The 16,247-nt window shown below is 60.9% G+C and carries 14 protein-coding genes and 1 pseudogene; 5 read left to right on the top strand and 10 right to left on the bottom strand.

Annotated features, from left to right (window positions below):
* Both ABSB13_RS14075 and ABSB13_RS14070 read left to right on the top strand, forming a co-directional pair.
* Positions 1 to 668, top strand: a pseudogene (locus ABSB13_RS14075) (hypothetical protein); the annotation flags it as partial.
* Between the two features lie 78 nt (positions 669 to 746).
* Positions 747 to 1,685, top strand: a complete 939-nt coding sequence (locus ABSB13_RS14070) for a hypothetical protein (protein ID WP_428109618.1) — start codon at positions 747 to 749, stop codon at positions 1,683 to 1,685.
* Between the two features lie 75 nt (positions 1,686 to 1,760).
* On the opposite strand, the gene ABSB13_RS14065 is transcribed toward ABSB13_RS14070, so the two are convergent.
* The 5 genes from ABSB13_RS14065 to ABSB13_RS14045 all read right to left on the bottom strand — a co-directional run bounded on the left by ABSB13_RS14065 (position 1,761) and on the right by ABSB13_RS14045 (position 8,164).
* Positions 1,761 to 2,771 (bottom strand): LLM class flavin-dependent oxidoreductase, encoded by a 1,011-nt coding sequence (locus tag ABSB13_RS14065; protein ID WP_428109615.1) that lies wholly within the window; start codon positions 2,769 to 2,771, stop codon positions 1,761 to 1,763.
* 141 nt (positions 2,772 to 2,912) lie between these two features.
* Entirely contained in the window at positions 2,913 to 3,692 is a 780-nt protein-coding gene (locus ABSB13_RS14060) for an SDR family NAD(P)-dependent oxidoreductase (protein WP_428109613.1), read from the bottom strand.
* 164 nt (positions 3,693 to 3,856) lie between these two features.
* Positions 3,857 to 4,387: a CBS domain-containing protein gene (locus ABSB13_RS14055; RefSeq protein WP_428109611.1), complete on the bottom strand. Its 531-nt coding sequence runs from the start codon at positions 4,385 to 4,387 to the stop codon at positions 3,857 to 3,859.
* Between the two features lie 300 nt (positions 4,388 to 4,687).
* The gene (locus ABSB13_RS14050; protein WP_428109608.1) at positions 4,688 to 6,292 is read right to left on the bottom strand and encodes a hypothetical protein; all 1,605 of its coding nucleotides are present in this window, start codon (positions 6,290 to 6,292) and stop codon (positions 4,688 to 4,690) included.
* Positions 6,293 to 6,544: 252 nt separating this feature from the next.
* Positions 6,545 to 8,164, bottom strand: coding sequence for a phytoene desaturase family protein (locus ABSB13_RS14045; RefSeq protein WP_428109606.1), 1,620 nt, complete (start codon positions 8,162 to 8,164; stop codon positions 6,545 to 6,547).
* 128 nt (positions 8,165 to 8,292) lie between these two features.
* Between ABSB13_RS14045 and ABSB13_RS14040 the strand changes: the two genes are divergently transcribed.
* Positions 8,293 to 8,952 (top strand): TetR/AcrR family transcriptional regulator, encoded by a 660-nt coding sequence (locus ABSB13_RS14040; RefSeq protein WP_428109603.1) that lies wholly within the window; start codon positions 8,293 to 8,295, stop codon positions 8,950 to 8,952.
* 52 nt (positions 8,953 to 9,004) lie between these two features.
* The gene (locus tag ABSB13_RS14035) at positions 9,005 to 9,661 is read left to right on the top strand and encodes a sulfotransferase family protein (RefSeq protein ID WP_428109601.1); all 657 of its coding nucleotides are present in this window, start codon (positions 9,005 to 9,007) and stop codon (positions 9,659 to 9,661) included.
* Here ABSB13_RS14035 and ABSB13_RS14030 read toward each other — a convergent pair.
* The 3 genes from ABSB13_RS14030 to ABSB13_RS14020 all read right to left on the bottom strand — a co-directional run bounded on the left by ABSB13_RS14030 (position 9,653) and on the right by ABSB13_RS14020 (position 12,397).
* Positions 9,653 to 10,711: an acyl-CoA desaturase gene (locus ABSB13_RS14030; protein WP_428109599.1), complete on the bottom strand. Its 1,059-nt coding sequence runs from the start codon at positions 10,709 to 10,711 to the stop codon at positions 9,653 to 9,655. The genes ABSB13_RS14035 and ABSB13_RS14030 overlap by 9 nt on opposite strands.
* A gap of 93 nt (positions 10,712 to 10,804) precedes the next feature.
* Positions 10,805 to 11,674: an ion channel gene (locus ABSB13_RS14025; protein WP_428109596.1), complete on the bottom strand. Its 870-nt coding sequence runs from the start codon at positions 11,672 to 11,674 to the stop codon at positions 10,805 to 10,807.
* 141 nt (positions 11,675 to 11,815) lie between these two features.
* Positions 11,816 to 12,397, bottom strand: a complete 582-nt coding sequence (locus tag ABSB13_RS14020; RefSeq protein ID WP_428109594.1) for a GNAT family N-acetyltransferase — start codon at positions 12,395 to 12,397, stop codon at positions 11,816 to 11,818.
* 280 nt (positions 12,398 to 12,677) lie between these two features.
* Here ABSB13_RS14020 and ABSB13_RS14015 point away from each other — a divergent pair, with 280 nt between their 5' ends.
* Positions 12,678 to 14,222, top strand: a complete 1,545-nt coding sequence (locus tag ABSB13_RS14015) for a wax ester/triacylglycerol synthase family O-acyltransferase (protein WP_428109592.1) — start codon at positions 12,678 to 12,680, stop codon at positions 14,220 to 14,222.
* A 161-nt stretch (positions 14,223 to 14,383) separates the two neighbouring features.
* On the opposite strand, the gene ABSB13_RS14010 is transcribed toward ABSB13_RS14015, so the two are convergent.
* Both ABSB13_RS14010 and ABSB13_RS14005 read right to left on the bottom strand, forming a co-directional pair.
* The gene (locus ABSB13_RS14010) at positions 14,384 to 15,940 is read right to left on the bottom strand and encodes an ArnT family glycosyltransferase (protein ID WP_428109590.1); all 1,557 of its coding nucleotides are present in this window, start codon (positions 15,938 to 15,940) and stop codon (positions 14,384 to 14,386) included.
* Positions 15,941 to 16,014: 74 nt separating this feature from the next.
* On the bottom strand, positions 16,015 to 16,247 hold a 233-nt coding region (locus ABSB13_RS14005), incomplete at its 5' end, for a GNAT family N-acetyltransferase (protein ID WP_490338404.1).

Raw genomic sequence — 16,247 nt, 5'->3', positions numbered from 1 at the left:
GTCCGAGTGGGCCACAAGGAGCGGTGGGACCGCAGGGTGCGCAGGGTGTTGCCGGGCCGACGGGACCTACGGGCCCATCAGGAATTCAGGGTAATCCTGGAATTCGGGGACTGGCCGGTCTGGCCGGTGCTACAGGCGTTGGGGGCGCCAACGGCACAACCGAGACCGGCAAAACCTTCCTGACCGGAGGATCGCTGGGTACGTTTGGCGCTGACGAAGGTGTCGAGTTGATCGGAATTGAACCTTATACCGTTCTGGGGCCGGGCAATGGCTCGGAGCAGTATAATTTCGTGGTTCCACTTAACACCGCGGTGCCGATGAATGATGCGGGCGAAGCATACAACTTCTTCGTACGCCTCGATCAAGCCCCGGGCAACGATCCGATAACTGGCCTTCCCATGGGCTACACCTTCTACCTCTGCGACTTCTTCCCCTCTATTAGTACATGCCGTTTCGGTCCGTATCTTCCTGGTGTTACTTGTACCATCACCAACCCGGACACGACCTGCAATAGCCTCGTCGCGGTGACCGGCGGCTTCAACCCATTTGCTGCGGGCGATTTGCTGGCGGTGTGGGCGGAACCGCAATTAGGTAGCGTATTCGACGAATTCACGAATCCTGCGGACGTGACGTGGTCGGTCACTTATGACAAATCGTCACCGTTCTAGCGGATCGAGATTACTTTCGTGACTGAGAACCCCCGGGACGCAAAGCATGGGGGTTTTCCCTTTGTGGAGGGCGCCAACATGCCTGCTTCCTTGAAATTCGCGTGGCGCTGGATCGCCGGTGCGACCGCCGCCGCGATAATCGGCCTGGTAGCACTTCCAGGCGTTGGCCAGGCGCAAACTTTGTCGATTTGTATCAACGATGGCAACGGCAGAATCAGGGGCGTCGATGTCCCATGCCTCGCAACTCAGACCCAACTCTCGTGGCAAATCACTGGACCAACCGGAGCGACGGGACCGACCGGTCCGGCCGGATATGCGGGCCCGGCGGGTGCCCAAGGCCTGGCGGGTATTACCGGAGCGACGGGTCCGAGTGGGCCACAAGGAGCGGTGGGACCGCAGGGTGCGCAGGGTGTTGCCGGGCCGACGGGACCTACGGGCCCATCAGGAATTCAGGGTAATCCTGGAATTCGGGGACTGGCCGGTCTGGCCGGCGCTACAGGCGTTGGGGGCGCCAACGGCACAACCGAGACCGGCAAAACCTTCCTGACCGGAGGATCGCTGGGTACGTTTGGCGCTGACGAAGGTGTCAGTTTGGCCGGTGTTTATCCTTATACCATTCTGGGGCCGGGCAATGGCTCGGAGCAATTTCCATTCACCCCTCCTAACATCGACATCGCGGTGCCGATGAATGATGCGGGCGAAGCATACAACTTCTACGTACGCCTCGATCAAGCCCCGGGCGACGATCCGATAACCGGCGCTCCGATGAGCTACACCTTCTTGCTCTGTGACTTCCTGTCCCCTAATGTTTGCGTCTACGGTGGTTCTCTTCCTGGCGTTACTTGTACCATCACCAACCCGGACACGACCTGTAATAGCCTCGTCGCGGTGACCGGCGGCTTCAACCCATTCAGTGTGGGCGATTTGATGGAGGTGTGGGGGGAACCCGACGACATATTTGCGCTTCCTGCCAACGTGACGTGGTCGGTCACTTATGACAAATCGTCACCGTTCTAGCAGCTCGAGATTACTTTCGTGACTGAGAACCCCCGGGACGCAAAGCCCGGGGGTTTTCCTTTTCTGGAAACGGAGCTACCTGAGGCGCGGTAACACTTCAGCGCCGAACCTGTCCAGCGAGCGGCGCGCCTTGGCGGGATCGAGTCCCGGCAACTGCATCACGACCACGAGCTCGGTCATCGGAGTCGAAGCGAGTACTTCTTCGAGCTTTGCGGCGACTTCGGAGGCCGTTCCGAGCACGCTGGTGCGTCTAAGCCGGTCCGGGTCGGGACGAATCAGCACCTTGCTCTGGTCGGTGGTGCCGGCGGCCGCCGAGAGCCATAGCCCGTAAAGCTCGGCCTGGTACATGAGCGCGTCGCGGGTGTCGCGCCACGCCTGTTCCTCGCTGTCGGCGACGAAAACCACGCGGCTGTTCGCGATACTGTAGCGGGCGGGATCCTTGCCGGCGGCTTTGAGCGCCTCGAGATAGATGGCGATTTCCCTGCGGCCGCCTACGCACGCGAACGACAGATCGAGCTCGGCGGCGCGCCGAATCGCTTTCGCCGCGCCCGCTCCCCACAGCAGCTCGGGATGCGGCTCGGTCACGGGCCGCGGCAGCACGCGCACGTCGCGGAACTTGAAATACCTGCCGTCGAAACTGAATCGCTCACCGCGCCACGCAAGCTTGAGAATCTCGATGGTCTCGAGCGTGCGGCCCAGGCGCTGCGCGCGTGGCACGCCGAAGCCCTCGAACTCCTCGGCCCGATAGCCCAGGCCAATTCCCAGCCGCAGCCGGCCGCCCGAGATTACATCGACGAACGCCGCGTCCTCGGCAAGCTTCAGCGGATGATAAAACGGCGCCAGCAGTACGTAGGTGCCGATGCTGACGCGGGTGGTGCGGGCCGCGATGGCAGCCGCCGCGGGCATCAGCGCGGGCAGGTAGCCGTCGTCGGTGAAATGATGCTCGGTGAGCCAGATGGAATCGAAGCCGAGCTGCTCGGCGGCCTGGGCCTGTGCGAGCGACTCGCGGTAGAGATCGCGAAACGACAGCGTCGAGCCCGGAGGATTGCGGAAATCGAGCTGATAACCGAATTTCACCTTGCGCACGATTCACCTTTTTCAGGGACTTTCCACTACCGTTACCCCATTTCGCCTGCGCGATCCTTCTCAACCCCACGGGCGAACGTACAGACAAGGTCGAGTTGAGCACAAGCGTGCAAAGAGCCTGCGCTGCCGTCGCAACGGCACTCAGCGCGCGGCGAGACCGCCGTCAACAATCAATTCCGTACCGGTGATATAGGACGCGTCGTCCGAGAGGAGAAAGACGATCGCATTTGCGATCTCCCACGGGGTTCCCTGGCGGCGCAGCGGGATTCGCGCGGCGACGGCGCTCTCGCGATCGCCGACCAGGCGGCGCACCATCGAGGAATCGATCAGCCCGGGCAGGATCGTGTTGACGCGGATGTTGTCGCGCGCGTGCGAAACCGCGGCCGAGCGTGAAAGCCCGAGAATCGCGGCCTTGGTCGCTTCGTAGGCAATCACCGAGTTGCTGCGCAACGCGGCCAGCGACGAAACGTTGACGATCGCGCCGCCGCCGGCTTTTGCGATCTCGGGCACCGCGTAACGCATCATCAGGAAATGGCCGCGAAGGTTGACTGCCAGCATCGTGTCGAACTGCGCGGTGACGGTATTCAACAAGTTGCCGCCGATGGCGATTCCGACGTTGTTCACCATCAGATGGAGCGCGGAGAACGCGCGTATGGTTGCCTCGACGGCGCCGCGGCATTGCTCCTCGATGCTGACGTCGGCGGCGACCGCCTCGGCGCGTCCACCTTCGTCGCGAATTGCGGCGGCGGTTTGTTCGGCGAGTTCCAGCGAGCGATCGGCAACCATCACGGCCGCGCCTTCGCGGGCGCACACTATTGCGGTGGCGCGGCCGTTGCCGATGGAGAGTTTCTCACCGGCTTTCGCCGGCCCGTCCGCGCCGCCTCCGACGATTAACGCAACTTTGCCCGTCAGCCGAGCCATGATTTGTCTCCTCGAAAAATTGAACGACCAAGCGGCTCGCGCGCGGTTGGAAAGCGCCGCGCATATTGCATAGCTGCGGCATTAGCGCGGGTGTAAGTACCGCGTCAAGAGAGCCCGGCAACGACAGCGCCTCGGCGGCGGCGGCGGGGGCGCAGCGGGCGTGGTCAGGCGCCCTCGCGATCCTTGAAACGGTGGTGCTGACTTGGATCGGGCGGCACCGTCAGCATTTCACGGGAATAAATCTCGCCGAGATACTCGATCACATTGCGCATCGAGACTACCGCCGTCGGACGGCCCGCGCCGTCAACCAGCGGAATGTGGCGGAATCCCTCGAGCACCATCTTGTTCAGCGCGAACGCCACATTTGCGTCGGCCGGGAGCGTGAACGGATCGGCGGTCATCGAGCCGGAGACCGGAGTGTGGAGAAGGTCGAGTGGCTGGGCCGCCACCTTCATCAGGATGTCGCGTTCGGTGAAGATGCCAACCAGCCGGTTGTTCTCCATGATCAGAACGCACGAGCGGCGCTCCTTCTGCATCAGGTGAATCGTGTCGGCGAGAGTGGTCGAGGGAGAGACAGTCAGCACCGGCTGCGACACAACTTCGCTCAGCATCGTGTGGGCAAGGGCGGATTCAAGGATGGGTCCGGGATGTTCGTCGTCGAACACCTGAGCGCGCGGATCGTCTTCGCCAGACATGATGCAGTCCTCCGATACCAAGATTTTGGGATCACCGAGTGTAGACGGTTCTCAAGTTTAGGGCAAAGGGACGCGAGGCGGCACGGTCGCTACTTGCTTCGTTTAAGCTTCGCAGCGCCCGCCTTCGCCTTCTGGATTATTCGGAGTCCTCGCAGAGAGAGGAGCTGCATCCGGTACTCGGTAAGAATTTTATCGACATCGTACGAGGAGGGCTCGTCGAACTTCGGTTCAGCGGAACTCGCGATGCGGTGCAATATCAATTTTGACGCAGACACAGACTCCCTCCTCCACAATACAAGGCTAGTTCAAATAAAAATTCCAGAAGCAATTACTGAGTTTTGGATCTTTCGTCACGACTCGGTAATCGCAACCGCTGATTCGTTCTCGAAGGCGCCAGAGCTCGGCGTCTTCCTCAAGATCAAATTCCATAGACCTTGTAACAACGCACCGCAAAAGCCTCGCGGCCTGTTCCACCGAGCGTACCAACAGCACCCCGTTGGCGACGCCCGTGGCGAGATTAACCTGAAGCGCTAAAGGATGAATGGTCCTAAAGATTTTTGCCCGACCGTCACAAATTCTTTTTTCCGCCGCCGCGATAATTCTGCAAAGGCGTAGTATCTCCTTCTCACAACGATTTCTCAGAGACCTCACGGCTTGAACGTCGGAAACAGAGTGCCAAATCCTCCGTCTGCAGAACTCCTCGAGCTCATCGAATCGCCGAATGAAATCACCCTCGGCTCCATCCACGTTATCATCGAAACTGCTGTCGGCAAATGCCACGAATTTTAGACGGTCCGTTATTGTCTGAGGATCTTCGCAGGCTAGTTCGCGCGCGCGCTTCTCCACATCCACTTCTGGCAAGTACGCGATCACCGGTTTCCCCTGTGCCAGCGTCGCGGCAAGCTCAGAATCTTTGCCCAGTGTGTCTGTGTCTTGCACAGAATAGACCGTGCATCTCGCCCGCTTGAGCATCAGTGTTTCCAGCAAGCCTTTGTTGATCCGGTTCCCCGTGTAGCTTTGAGTAGGATCGAAATACCGCAAATGCAATTCCAAGATCTCTGGAGCGCTCATCAGTTGCTGGATGAAATCGTAGAGCTCCTTAAACTCCCAGGGCTTTCTCATGGAAGTTGCGAAATATACATCCATATGGTCCCAAGTGAGATATACGTCCTGGTTATGTTGACCTTTACCCTGCGCTTTCTTGATGCGAGATGCGGTTTTATCAATCTGCTCACGAGATCGCCGCAGAAAATCTTTGAACGTAGCAAGGTTGGCATCGGGGTTTTGACCGATGTAACGCGCCACCAGTTTCTCTAAATCGCTTTTATACTCCGGTTTCGCGTACTTGCCGATCGACGAAATCAGGCGCTTGATCGAACCTTGCCCCGATTCTTCTGCGATTTGGTTCAAGAGATCGCAGCTCGTCTTGTCCTTTGCCATCTCCGCAACAGAGAGATAGCCGAGCAGAACCGTGCTGTCACGATCGATTGAATCGATTTCGAGCAGCTTCGGCTTACGCTCTAGCAGCCGAGTCGTTTCGTCATCTGACTTAGCCGACCATTCGGCGAGCTCATCCAAGAAAGCTTGATCCTCACGAATTTTTGATAGAGTTCGGTACGCAAAAACAAAGTTTCCGTACCGGAGCATAGCCGTTTTTCGGAAGAGCTGAACTCCTTCCTGGATGTCATCAATTTTGCACGAGCCACCAAAGAAATGGCGAAAAAATGGCGGCCTCACGCGATCTTTGTTCACCAAAAGAAGGAGCTCGTTAAATTGTGAGCAATCGATTAGGTCGTCGTTTTTCGACAAGAGTTTTTCGAGACATTCACGGTCTGAATCGACGATCCCTTTGACTTCAGTCCCCGTGAGGTCGGAAATAAGCTTTATGAAGGCGTCGATCTTCATTTGCTCCCCGGTTAGATTACGCGACCTGATTGACGAAGACAAAGAGCCCGTTTAGGTAGTCCAAATGGCTTGGGCATGGCAGCATGCCCCGATGGCTATCGGGGTCTCTCGATCAAATTGTCGAGCCAGTGGAAAGCGCGTTGAGCTCAGGGGCGACGCGTGTTTCTAACTGCTACGACCCCATCGCTTTGCGCGCTTTGGCTTGGGCTTGATCGCGCGATCGGCGCGAGCGTGCTGCGCGTCAGGTTGCTTTCAAGGGCGAGTTGCCGAAGCTTGGCGCGGCGGACCTAGCACCTCACGCACGAGGCCATCGCCTGTGACTTCCGCGGCCGCCATCAGACCCGAGAGCGCCACGCCCATGATGCCATGGCCGGTGCGGCAACTCGCGCCGCAGAGATAGAGGCCTGAAACCTCGGTCTTCGAGCCGGGCCGGCGCAGCAGGAATTGATCCGGGGTGGGCGCAATCCCATAGGACGTTCCGCCCGTCGAGCCGGTGTACCTGGACTGAGTAAGCGGAGTCGCAACCTCTTCAAATTCAATCTGACCTGACAGTCCGGGGAAAACGCGCTCGGCAGCCGCGATGAGCGAGCGAGCGTACACCAGCTTGTGGTGCCGATATCCTTCGCTGCGGCGGTAGTCGCGGCTCCTGGCGTCCTCTTCGCTTACTCCCCACGCGGCAGGATCGGACGGCACGATAGACATGATCTGGAGGTTCGTGATCCCGTGCGGCGCCACGCGCGCGTTGGTCGGGTCCTTGAGCGACGCGATCGTCGCATACGCGAACGGCTGTTCGGGGAACTCACCACGGGCGACGGCCGCATAGGCAGGCTCGCAGTCGTAGCCGGGATTAATCAGGTAGTTGGTGCGCGGATGAGCTTCGGCCTTCAGGTCGCGCCGTATCCCTAGGTACAGGACTCCCAAAGCCGGGGACATCTCGAAGTGCCGGGTGCGATCGACGGTCCTGGATTGAAGGTGCTCGGCGCCGACCAGGTCGATCATGGTGCGCTTCAGGTCCGCATCCGAGATCACGATCGGCGCCTGGATGAAACGCCGCCCCAGATGCCGGCTGTCCAGTTCGACTCCCTCGACCTTGCCGTCGCGCACGGCGATGCGTTCGACCTTGGTGAGCAGTAGAACCTTGCCTCCGAAGCGCTCGACCGCGTCGGCCAATCGATCCGAAATGACCTGTCCGCCGCCTTTGGGATAGTAGGCGCCCTCCATGTAGTGGAGTGCGATGGCCGCATGGATAAGGAGCGAAGCGCGGCTCGGCGGCATGGCATAGGTGCCGTTTTGGGCGGTGAGGACCGCCCTTAGGCGCACGTCCCTGGTGCAGGAGTCGAGGAACTCGCCCAGGGTGGCATTTCTCCAGCGCAGGAGCATCAATGAGCGGATCAGCGTCGATGGGGCCTGGGCAGGATTTCCCATGAGCTTCGAAAACCGATCGAACTGGCGAAGCAGCGTGAAGTAGCGGTCGATCCCGCGTTTCTCGCGCGGGAAGTATTCGCAGAGGCGGTCGCGAAATAGCTCCATCCCGCGGGGAATCTTGAACTCGAAGTCGGGAAAGATCAGCGTGTCGTATCCGTCCGGATCCAACTCTTCGAACTCCAGATCTTCGATTCCCGCGGCGCGCAGGAGCCGGGTCAGCATCCCGTCGGCCTGGCAAGCGCCGATGTAGTGGAGACCGATGTCGAACTCGTAGCCTCTGCGCCGGAAGATAGTCGCGTTGCCGCCGGCGACGCTGTGCTGATCCACCACCAGGACTTTTTTGCCCCGGCGCGCGAGGATTGCCGCGGCGGTCAGGCCTCCCGTGCCGGCGCCCACCACGATAACGTCGAAGCGTTCATCGTTAAGTTCTCGATAGCGGTCGCTCATGGTTTTGGCCTCATCGGTTGGCCGGCGAAGCCGCTTGCGCTTCGTCGGGTTGCTTGTTAACCTTGTTAACATTAAATGTTAACGGTGTCAACATCTGCCCGTATCGCCGCCGGGAGGGCTTATCGGGCGTGAAGAAACGGATTTTGAGTTCCCGGGCGCGGCGGGTCCGCGCGCAGACGGGCCGCCCGCGCCGCCCCTATCATCACGGCAACCTGCGCGAAGCGATCCTGCAAGCGGCGCTCAGGCTGGTCGAGACCGTGGGTCCCGGCGGGATCACGCTTCGCGCCACGGCGCGTTTGGCCGGGGTCTCGCAAGCCGCTCCCTATCGGCACTTCGCCAGCAAGGAAGCATTACTTGCAGCCGTCGCCGAAGAGGGGTTTCGAGCGCTGACTGCAATGCAGCGGGATAGCACGCGCGATAAGGCCGATCCTATCGAGGGCTTTCAAGCCTTAGGACTTGCCTACATTGGCTTCGCGAGCAGCCACCCATCCCACTTCCGGGTAATGTTCGCGCCCGAAGTAGCCGACAAGGTTGCGTATCCCGCGCTGGCGGAGGCGGCGGCGGAAGCTTTCGGCCTGCTGGTGGATGTAATCGCGGAGTGCCAGAGGGTAGGTAAGGTGAAAGAGGGCGATCCAAAAGAGTTGGCGCTCGCGGCCTGGTCTGTGGTTCATGGGCTCTCGGCTCTCGTGGTCGACGGCCAACTATCCGAGTTGTACCCTGTAAAGGTCGAAGAGATGGCCAGGAGCGTGACGCAGCGCCTCTTCGACGGCCTCTTGTTACATCCGTGATCGAGGCTAGGCTGTTGTAAACGGACATGAATGCTCGGCCAGGAGTCCTAAGATGGCATTGAAGGTAGTAGGCGCTGGATTTGGACGAACCGGCACGCTCTCACTAAAGAACGCGCTTGAAAAACTCGGCTTCGGCCCCTGCTATCACATGATGGAAGTTTTTCCGCGCGCCGATCACGCCGCGATGTGGCATCGGCTGGCATTCGGGCATCCGATGGACTGGGACCTGATATTCCGCGGCTTCCAAGCCACGGTCGATTGGCCGGGGGCGCGATGGTGGCGCGAAATCGCCGCGCATTACCCGGATGCGAAGGTGCTGCTCTCGGTGCGCGATCCGGAAGCCTGGTACAAGAGCGTGAGCGATACGATTTACCCGCCGATGAAATTGCCATTGCCCGACGGCGTGCCCGAAAACTTTCGGCTCCAGCAGGAGATGGTGCGGAAGGCAATTCTCGCCGAGACGTTCGACAACCGCTTCGAGGACAAGGCTCATGCGATCGAGGTGTTCAAGCGGCACAATCAAGAGGTCCGCGATGCGATCGATTCCGCGCGCCTGCTCGTGTTCGACGTGCGTGAAGGATGGACGCCGCTGTGCCGCTTCCTCGAGGTGCCCATCCCCGACGAACCGTTTCCGCGGCTCAACGACAGCGCGACGACACAGGCGATGTTCCGGCTGATGCAGGAGTCAATTTCCCGCTCCTCAGATTGAGTCCTGGCAGGACGCTTCGGCTTCGCTCCGGGTATGCTCTATCCGGATTGCGCCCTGGGGCTGGGTCGGATGCGCGGGAGAGGCATTGGTCGCGATGCGGGACTCATCGAGCAGGGACTCATCGAGCAGTTCTGGCGGCACCTGGCGCAGCTCCCAGATGATGCCGGTAGCTTCAAGCATCTTGAGCACGTAGTAAGTGATGTCGATTTCCCACCAGAAAAAACCGTTTCGCGCTGCCGCCGGGTAATGATGGTGGTTGTTGTGCCATCCCTCGCCGAGCGTGACCATCGCGAGCGTGAAGCTGTTGCGGCTGTCGTCGCCGGTCTGGTAGCGGCGCCGGCCGAAGACGTGCGCCAGCGAATTGATCGTAAAGGTGCCGTGCGCAAGGACCACGGTCGAAATGAAAAAGCCCCAGATGAGCATTTGCGCGCCGGTGGTGTGCAGCCCCGGCGCGTAACGCTGGAGAAAAGCCCCCAGCCCAAACAGCGCGAAGCCGAGCACGGTCGGTACCAGCACGTCGAAGCGATCGAGAAACATCAGCTCCGGAAATTTCGCGAGATCGCGGACCACGCGCAACTCGGAGCGGAAGTTCGACTCCGACGTGATCCATCCGATGTGGCTCCAGATGAAACCATGCTGACGCGGCGAATGAACGTCGGCGGGCTCGTCGGAGCGCTGATGATGCAGCCGATGATGCGATGCCCACCATAGCGCCCCGCGCTGCACCGCCGTCGCGCCCATCACGGCGAACACGAACTGGCCGGCGCGCGAGGTCTTGAACGAGCGATGCGAAAAATAGCGATGGTAGAAGCCCGTGATCGAGAACATCCGGATGAAATACAGCGCGACAGCGACGCCAACCGCGACCGGGCTCCATCCGACCCAGATCACCCCGAGGCACATCAGATGAACTGCGACGAACGGGATGCATCGGAACCAGTCGGTCTTCTGCGCTCCGTCGGCGGCGGGACTGCCACCGGCCGATGTGTCGAACCATCGCGCGATCGCAATGAGAAATCTGCGAGATGTAGCTGGTGTCCCTGACGTCATCCTGTCTCCCCGCTGCGCGCCGGAATCAATCCGCGCAACGCCCGCTGATGATGCCCAGATTTGCGGGGCTGTGTGAACAGGCGCGAAATCGCTTCATTTGACCGGCGTGAGCATTTCGACGTCGTCGAAGCGGGTGTAATCAATGCTTCTGCTGCCGTCCGGGTCGAGAATCAGTACGTCGGCGAAGCGCGCGCCCCAAATGATTTCGTCAAGCTCGTAGGTATGCCGGGCATGAATGGTCTGAGAAAACGTTTCGTCGAGTCCGGTGATCGACACAACAATTTCGGGCTGGCTATTGGCAAGCGAGTCGTGGGTCTGGCCGAAAAGCGGACTGTCCTCGACGATGCGATGGACTGCGGTCCAGGACAACGCGAACATCGCACTGCGGCTGCGCGTCATGATCAGATCGTAGAAGCGGCGGATGGATTCGCCCTCGACGGTGGTTTCCCAGCGGGTGAAAACGACGTGAATATTCGCCTCGACGATCCGGTTCGCGCGCATGTTAGCCATCCGGATCATCAGGCTGGTCGTGCCGTCGCGCGGGCCGATGACCACATAGCGGCTGAATCTGACGCGCGCGGTGGGCCGTGAGAACTTCGCGAATACCAGCCCGGTCATCAGCGCCAGCGCGAGCAGTCCAGTCAGCGCCTCGATGGAGACCAGGATGTTCGAGAACATCGTGACCGGCACCATCTTGCCGTAACCGATCGTCGCCATGGTCTGTACGCTGAAAAAAAACATGTCGGCGAACGAGCGGTAACGGGCATTCTCCACGCCGCCGTCGAAGTAGTAGCCGACGGCAAACACAAGGTTGGCGATGACGAACGCCGAAGCGATTATGCCGATCAGGGCCGGCCACGAAACCGTCACCAAATAATGGTAGAGGTCGTCGAGCGCGCGGGTGGGCGCGCCACGAATCGCACGGTCACCCTTCATGACGGGGATGGTTGGTCGCTTCCGCATCGGGGGAGAATATAGCGGAGGGCGTCCCTTGAAGGGACGGCCTGCCCTGTTCGAACTTATATCAGCGCGGGCCGGCGGCCAGCCAGAACGCGCAGCGGAGGTCGGTTTTTCCCGGCCCGGGCGCCAGCGGCGGACAGCTGCTCAGGCGACGACGTGGTCGGAGAAGCCGGCGACGTCGTGGGTCATGATGAGGAGATCGCGGGCGCGGCCGTCGCGGTCTTGGACCCAGTCTGAAAGCATCGCCTCGACTTGAAAACCCAGGCGCTCGAAGGCGGCGCGCGCGGCGGTCTGCTCGGTGGTCATCTGGGCGGTGATCTTTTTGAGTCCGAGCGAGCGCGCGAGGTCAAATACTTCGGCCACCAGGCGCTTGCCCAGCCCGGTGCCGCGGTAACGCGACGAGGTGATGACTCGAATTTCGCCGATGTGCCGGGTCCATCGCGCCTGTTCAAGATGAACGCTGGCGTAGGCGACGAGCTCGCCGTCAATCTCGGTCAGCAGGGTGATGGTGTGTCCGTTCTTGATGGCATCGATCCACTGTCTCACGACGCTGCGGTCGGTGATGTCGGTGCGCAGGAAGAGCAGGTCGTCGGCGGGGAGCTTCTTGGCGAATTCGACTATCTTGTCGAGGTCGCCGGGTTCCATGACGCGAATGACGGCGCTGCGGCCGTCGCGAAGTTTAACCTGGATTGGGTAGGGGCGGTTGGTCTTTATCTGCTCGGCCATCGGAACCTCCGGCGAACTACTGTGCGCAAGCGCCGCTATCGACACTGCTCGTAAGATGCTTTTAACTTTTCAAGTGCTAAGCAGTATGAATTCTCATCCTTAGATCAGCGCGGGCGCCCCGGCAAGGGTTGCGACCGCAAAATTCAGCTTGCACTGAAGCGGCCATGCCTGCCAAACTTTAGAGTCCACGGCAATGTCATTTCCAGGATCTTCCCAGCTTGGACCGGGCAGCGCGTCGTGGCCCAAGCTCCACGGAAATCCGGCTCGGAGGTGAGTTCAAATGGCCGAAACACCCGCACTTCCATCCCTCTTGAGCTATCGACTGTCGACTCAGGACGCGACCTTTATCTACGGCGAATCGCAAAGTGGTCCGCTGCATATCGGATCGATCGCACTGTTCGAAGGCCAGCTCGATTTCAACGCCATGCTGGGGCATTTCGAGGAACGGATGCATCTGGTGCCGCGCTACCGGCAGCGGCTGGTCGGAGTTCCGCTGAATTTGGCGAATGCGATGATGGAAGACGACCCGGAATACTCGCTCGACAACCACGTGCATCTCCATCAGCTGCCCGACGGGATGAGCGAAGCGGATGCGCTGACCGAGATGATGCGCAGCTATCAGAAACCGCTCGACCGCAAGCATCCCCTGTGGGAACTGCACACGTACCACAACCTGACGGGAAATCGCACGGCGCTCTTGTGGAAGGTGCATCATTGCCTGGTCGATGGTGTGTCGGGCGTCGAGCTGACGAAAGTGATGTACGACTTCCGCGCGGAGCCGGAGGACATTCCCCAGCCGCCGGAACCGTGGGTGCCGGCGCAGCCGTCGAGCCAGGTTCGGCGGTTCGGGGAGGCGGTGCGTGATCGGATTCAAGGCGCCGTCAGCTCGACGATCAACGCGGCCGTCGAAGCGATCGAGGATCCGGTGTGGGTGGCGGAGCGCGCGCGGCAGGTGGGGGTGGCGTCGCGGCTGGTGGCTGATCTGGCGACGCGGCGAATAGTGGCGACGCCATGGAACGCAACGCCGGTTTCGCAGGAACGGATCGTGGCATGGACGAGTCAACCGTTCGCGGAGTTTCGCGCGATCAGATCGGCGTTCGGCGGATCGGTCAATGATGTCGTACTGGCTATTTTGACCGAGAGCGCGGCGCGCTACTTGCAGCATCACGGGTACGCCGTCGAAGGACAGGAACTGCGCATTGGATGTCCGGTCAACGTGCGGCACAAAGAGGAAAAGACTTCGCTGGGGAACCGGGTCTCGATGATGTTCCCGACCTCGCCGGCGGCGCCGATGGATATCGTCGAGCGGCTGAAATTGATCTCCGAGGAGACCGAGCGAATCAAGGCGGCTGGGTCGGCGCAGGCTCTGGAAACGTTATTGCAGCTCGGCGACGCAATTCCACCGGCCATGACTGCTCCGGCAGCGCGCGTGGCGACCACGGTGATGGACGTCGCGGGGCGGCTGGCGAAGTGGGCGGATTGGAAGCCGCGGCCCGACGGCTTCGGGCTGCCTGCATTCGGGATCAATTTTGTCGCGACCAACGTGCCGGGCGTGCAGGTGCCGCTGTATGTAAACGGACACGTGTGCCTGGACATGGTACCGCTGGTACCGCTCGGCGCAACGCTGGGATATGCAGTCGCAATATTCAGTTACTATCGGAGTCTATACTTCGGAATGACCGCGGACCCGCGCGTAATGCCCGACGTTGCACTGATGAAGGCGTTCGTCGATGACGCGTTCGCGGAGCTGAAGCGGCGATGCGTGGGACATTCGGCGGAGAAAGCGAGACACGAGCCGGCGCTGAAGAGCGCAAGCGCCAGATAGTCTTCGTGTCATCCTGAGCCCTTCGAGTACTCGGGGTAAACTCCGCTACCACTAGCCGAAGCCCTGAGTGCTGCCGAAGGGGAAGGATCCCGGATCCGGGATTCTTCGCTTCAGCGACTTCCGCTCAAATTGACAGATATTTCGTTCGGTCTTTTCCCTGCTCAGCGTGAGGCGTAGGACTTGCCGCGTTTGAGCAGTACCAGACGGCGGTTGCCGTGGTCGGAAGTCAGGACAGGTTCGAGGCCGAGCGCGTCTCGCTGATTGGTCTTCCATACGTCGGCTGGCACGATGATGAAGCCGGGGGGCGCGTCGCCGAGACGGCCCTGGAGAACGGGCGCGTCGCGATCGAGGTAGAACAGCAGCGGCGCCACCTCTTCCTGAAATCCATAAAGATAAAGCGGGTCGGCGGCCGCGGCGACGCGGGCGATTTCTTCGGCGGCGGGCCGAAATGAATCGTCCCGGCATGACCGGACTTCCATCCGCGGTATATAGACAAAGTTGAAAACGACCAGCCCGGCGCATAGGGCGGCAAATGCCCGGGTCGCGGCGCGGCGCCACGCAAGCGGAGGGACGGTGACCGTCCACCACGCGAGCATCACGGCGGCCGCGGGCCATACCGGCAGCAAATAGGAGCGGCGCTTGTAGGCGGCGATGCTGAAAAAGACGACAGTGGCGAAGTAGAAGATCGCGAAGAGGCGGACGGCATAGCGGGCGCGGTCGGAGCCGGCGGGCGCGGGGGAACGATCGCCCTCACCCGCGCTATTAAGTGCATCGCGGTCTTTCCCGGGGGAAAAGGTAGAATCGAAGCGGCGCCGAGTGAGTAATGGAGTGAGTAATGCGTAAACGGCGGCGACCGGGACTATCAGGCTAAGCGGGGCGGAGTTGAGGAGTACCGGTTTCAGGTAATACCAGGGCGCCATCGCGCCCAGCGAGCCGAAGAAGCGGCCGACATTTTCGCTGTCGAGCTGACGATTGAGGAAGGCGAAGCGTCCGCCGAAGTAACATGCGAGATACCAGCTCGAAGCGATCGCGGCGCCGAGGATGATCGCGCCGGGATCGAGCATCGTCAGGATTTGGCGTCCACGGCGCTCGGCGAACATGAAGATGACGATTGAAACGCCGGGAAGAATTGCGCCGACGGGGCCCTTGGCGAGCACCCCGAGACCCATTGCAACCGCCATCAGATAGAGCGCGGGCAGGCTGGATTCGAAGCGCGCGGCGGGGCCGGAAGAGGCGGCGTCGCGGGGCATCCACCACAGAAATGCGAACAGGGCGAGCGACTCGAAGAAGCACAGCGTCATGTCGACGCGGCCGTAGCGGCCCTGGCTGACGTACTGGTAGGAGCCGGCGAGCGCGAGTCCGGCGAGGACGGCGGCGTCGATGCCGAGGAATTCGTACGCGAACAGCATCGTCAGGACCGCGCCGGCAACCGCGTAAAGCGCGGATGGGAGGCGGAGGTTGGCGGCGGTCACTTTGCGGACTGCGGCGAGGCGATCGATTGCCACCGCGGTCCAATGGAACAGCGGAGGTTTGTACATCGGGGTGATGCCGTTCTCGACCGGGAACAGCAGTTGGCCGTGCTCGACCATCTGCTGGACGAACACGCCTTCGACGGCCTCGTTGCCGGTGCATACGTCGCCGGCGCCGAGCCGATGAAGCATCAGGATGGCGGTGAGCAGGGCGACCGCAGCGATCGCGGCGGCGGATTTGAGCTTCATGCGAAGGCCATCGGGCTCGACGCAGAGATAAAATAGCTAGTCAATGTAGAATAGCTAATCACGCCATCGAATACTCAGTCGAGCTCGGCGCGGAATATACTAAGGCTCTTGATGCGTGAGGAGTCGTAGCCGCGCCACTTGGCCGCGGAGACCTCGCGAGCATTCACCCGCTTGAATCCCAGGCGGGAGAAAAAGCCGGCGACACGATCCTCATTGGTGCATGCGAAAACGTATTTGAGGCGGCGAGCCCGGGCTTCCTTGAGGATCTCGCGGACCAGCACGGCGGCGACGCCCTCGCCCTGGAAGC

This window comes from Binatus sp. (SeqCode), from assembly GCF_050013435.1.
GTDB lineage: Bacteria > Desulfobacterota > Binatia > Binatales > Binataceae > Binatus.
This window is presented reverse-complemented; position numbering and strand designations above follow the sequence as displayed.

What these genes read in the sequence shown, in the direction of transcription:
- ABSB13_RS14035 (WP_428109601.1), top strand. Translation starts at nt 9,005, where the DNA reads ATGGCATTGAAGGTAGTAGGCGCTGGATTTGGACGAACCGGCACGCTC.
- ABSB13_RS14060 (WP_428109613.1), bottom strand. Translation starts at nt 3,692, where the DNA reads ATGGCTCGGCTGACGGGCAAAGTTGCGTTAATCGTCGGAGGCGGCGCG.
- ABSB13_RS14025 (WP_428109596.1), bottom strand. Translation starts at nt 11,674, where the DNA reads ATGCGGAAGCGACCAACCATCCCCGTCATGAAGGGTGACCGTGCGATT.
- ABSB13_RS14010 (WP_428109590.1), bottom strand. Translation starts at nt 15,940, where the DNA reads ATGAAGCTCAAATCCGCCGCCGCGATCGCTGCGGTCGCCCTGCTCACC.
- ABSB13_RS14055 (WP_428109611.1), bottom strand. Translation starts at nt 4,387, where the DNA reads ATGTCTGGCGAAGACGATCCGCGCGCTCAGGTGTTCGACGACGAACAT.
- ABSB13_RS14020 (WP_428109594.1), bottom strand. Translation starts at nt 12,397, where the DNA reads ATGGCCGAGCAGATAAAGACCAACCGCCCCTACCCAATCCAGGTTAAA.
- ABSB13_RS14050 (WP_428109608.1), bottom strand. Translation starts at nt 6,292, where the DNA reads ATGAAGATCGACGCCTTCATAAAGCTTATTTCCGACCTCACGGGGACT.
- ABSB13_RS14030 (WP_428109599.1), bottom strand. Translation starts at nt 10,711, where the DNA reads ATGACGTCAGGGACACCAGCTACATCTCGCAGATTTCTCATTGCGATC.
- ABSB13_RS14070 (WP_428109618.1), top strand. Translation starts at nt 747, where the DNA reads ATGCCTGCTTCCTTGAAATTCGCGTGGCGCTGGATCGCCGGTGCGACC.
- ABSB13_RS14015 (WP_428109592.1), top strand. Translation starts at nt 12,678, where the DNA reads ATGGCCGAAACACCCGCACTTCCATCCCTCTTGAGCTATCGACTGTCG.
- ABSB13_RS14045 (WP_428109606.1), bottom strand. Translation starts at nt 8,164, where the DNA reads ATGAGCGACCGCTATCGAGAACTTAACGATGAACGCTTCGACGTTATC.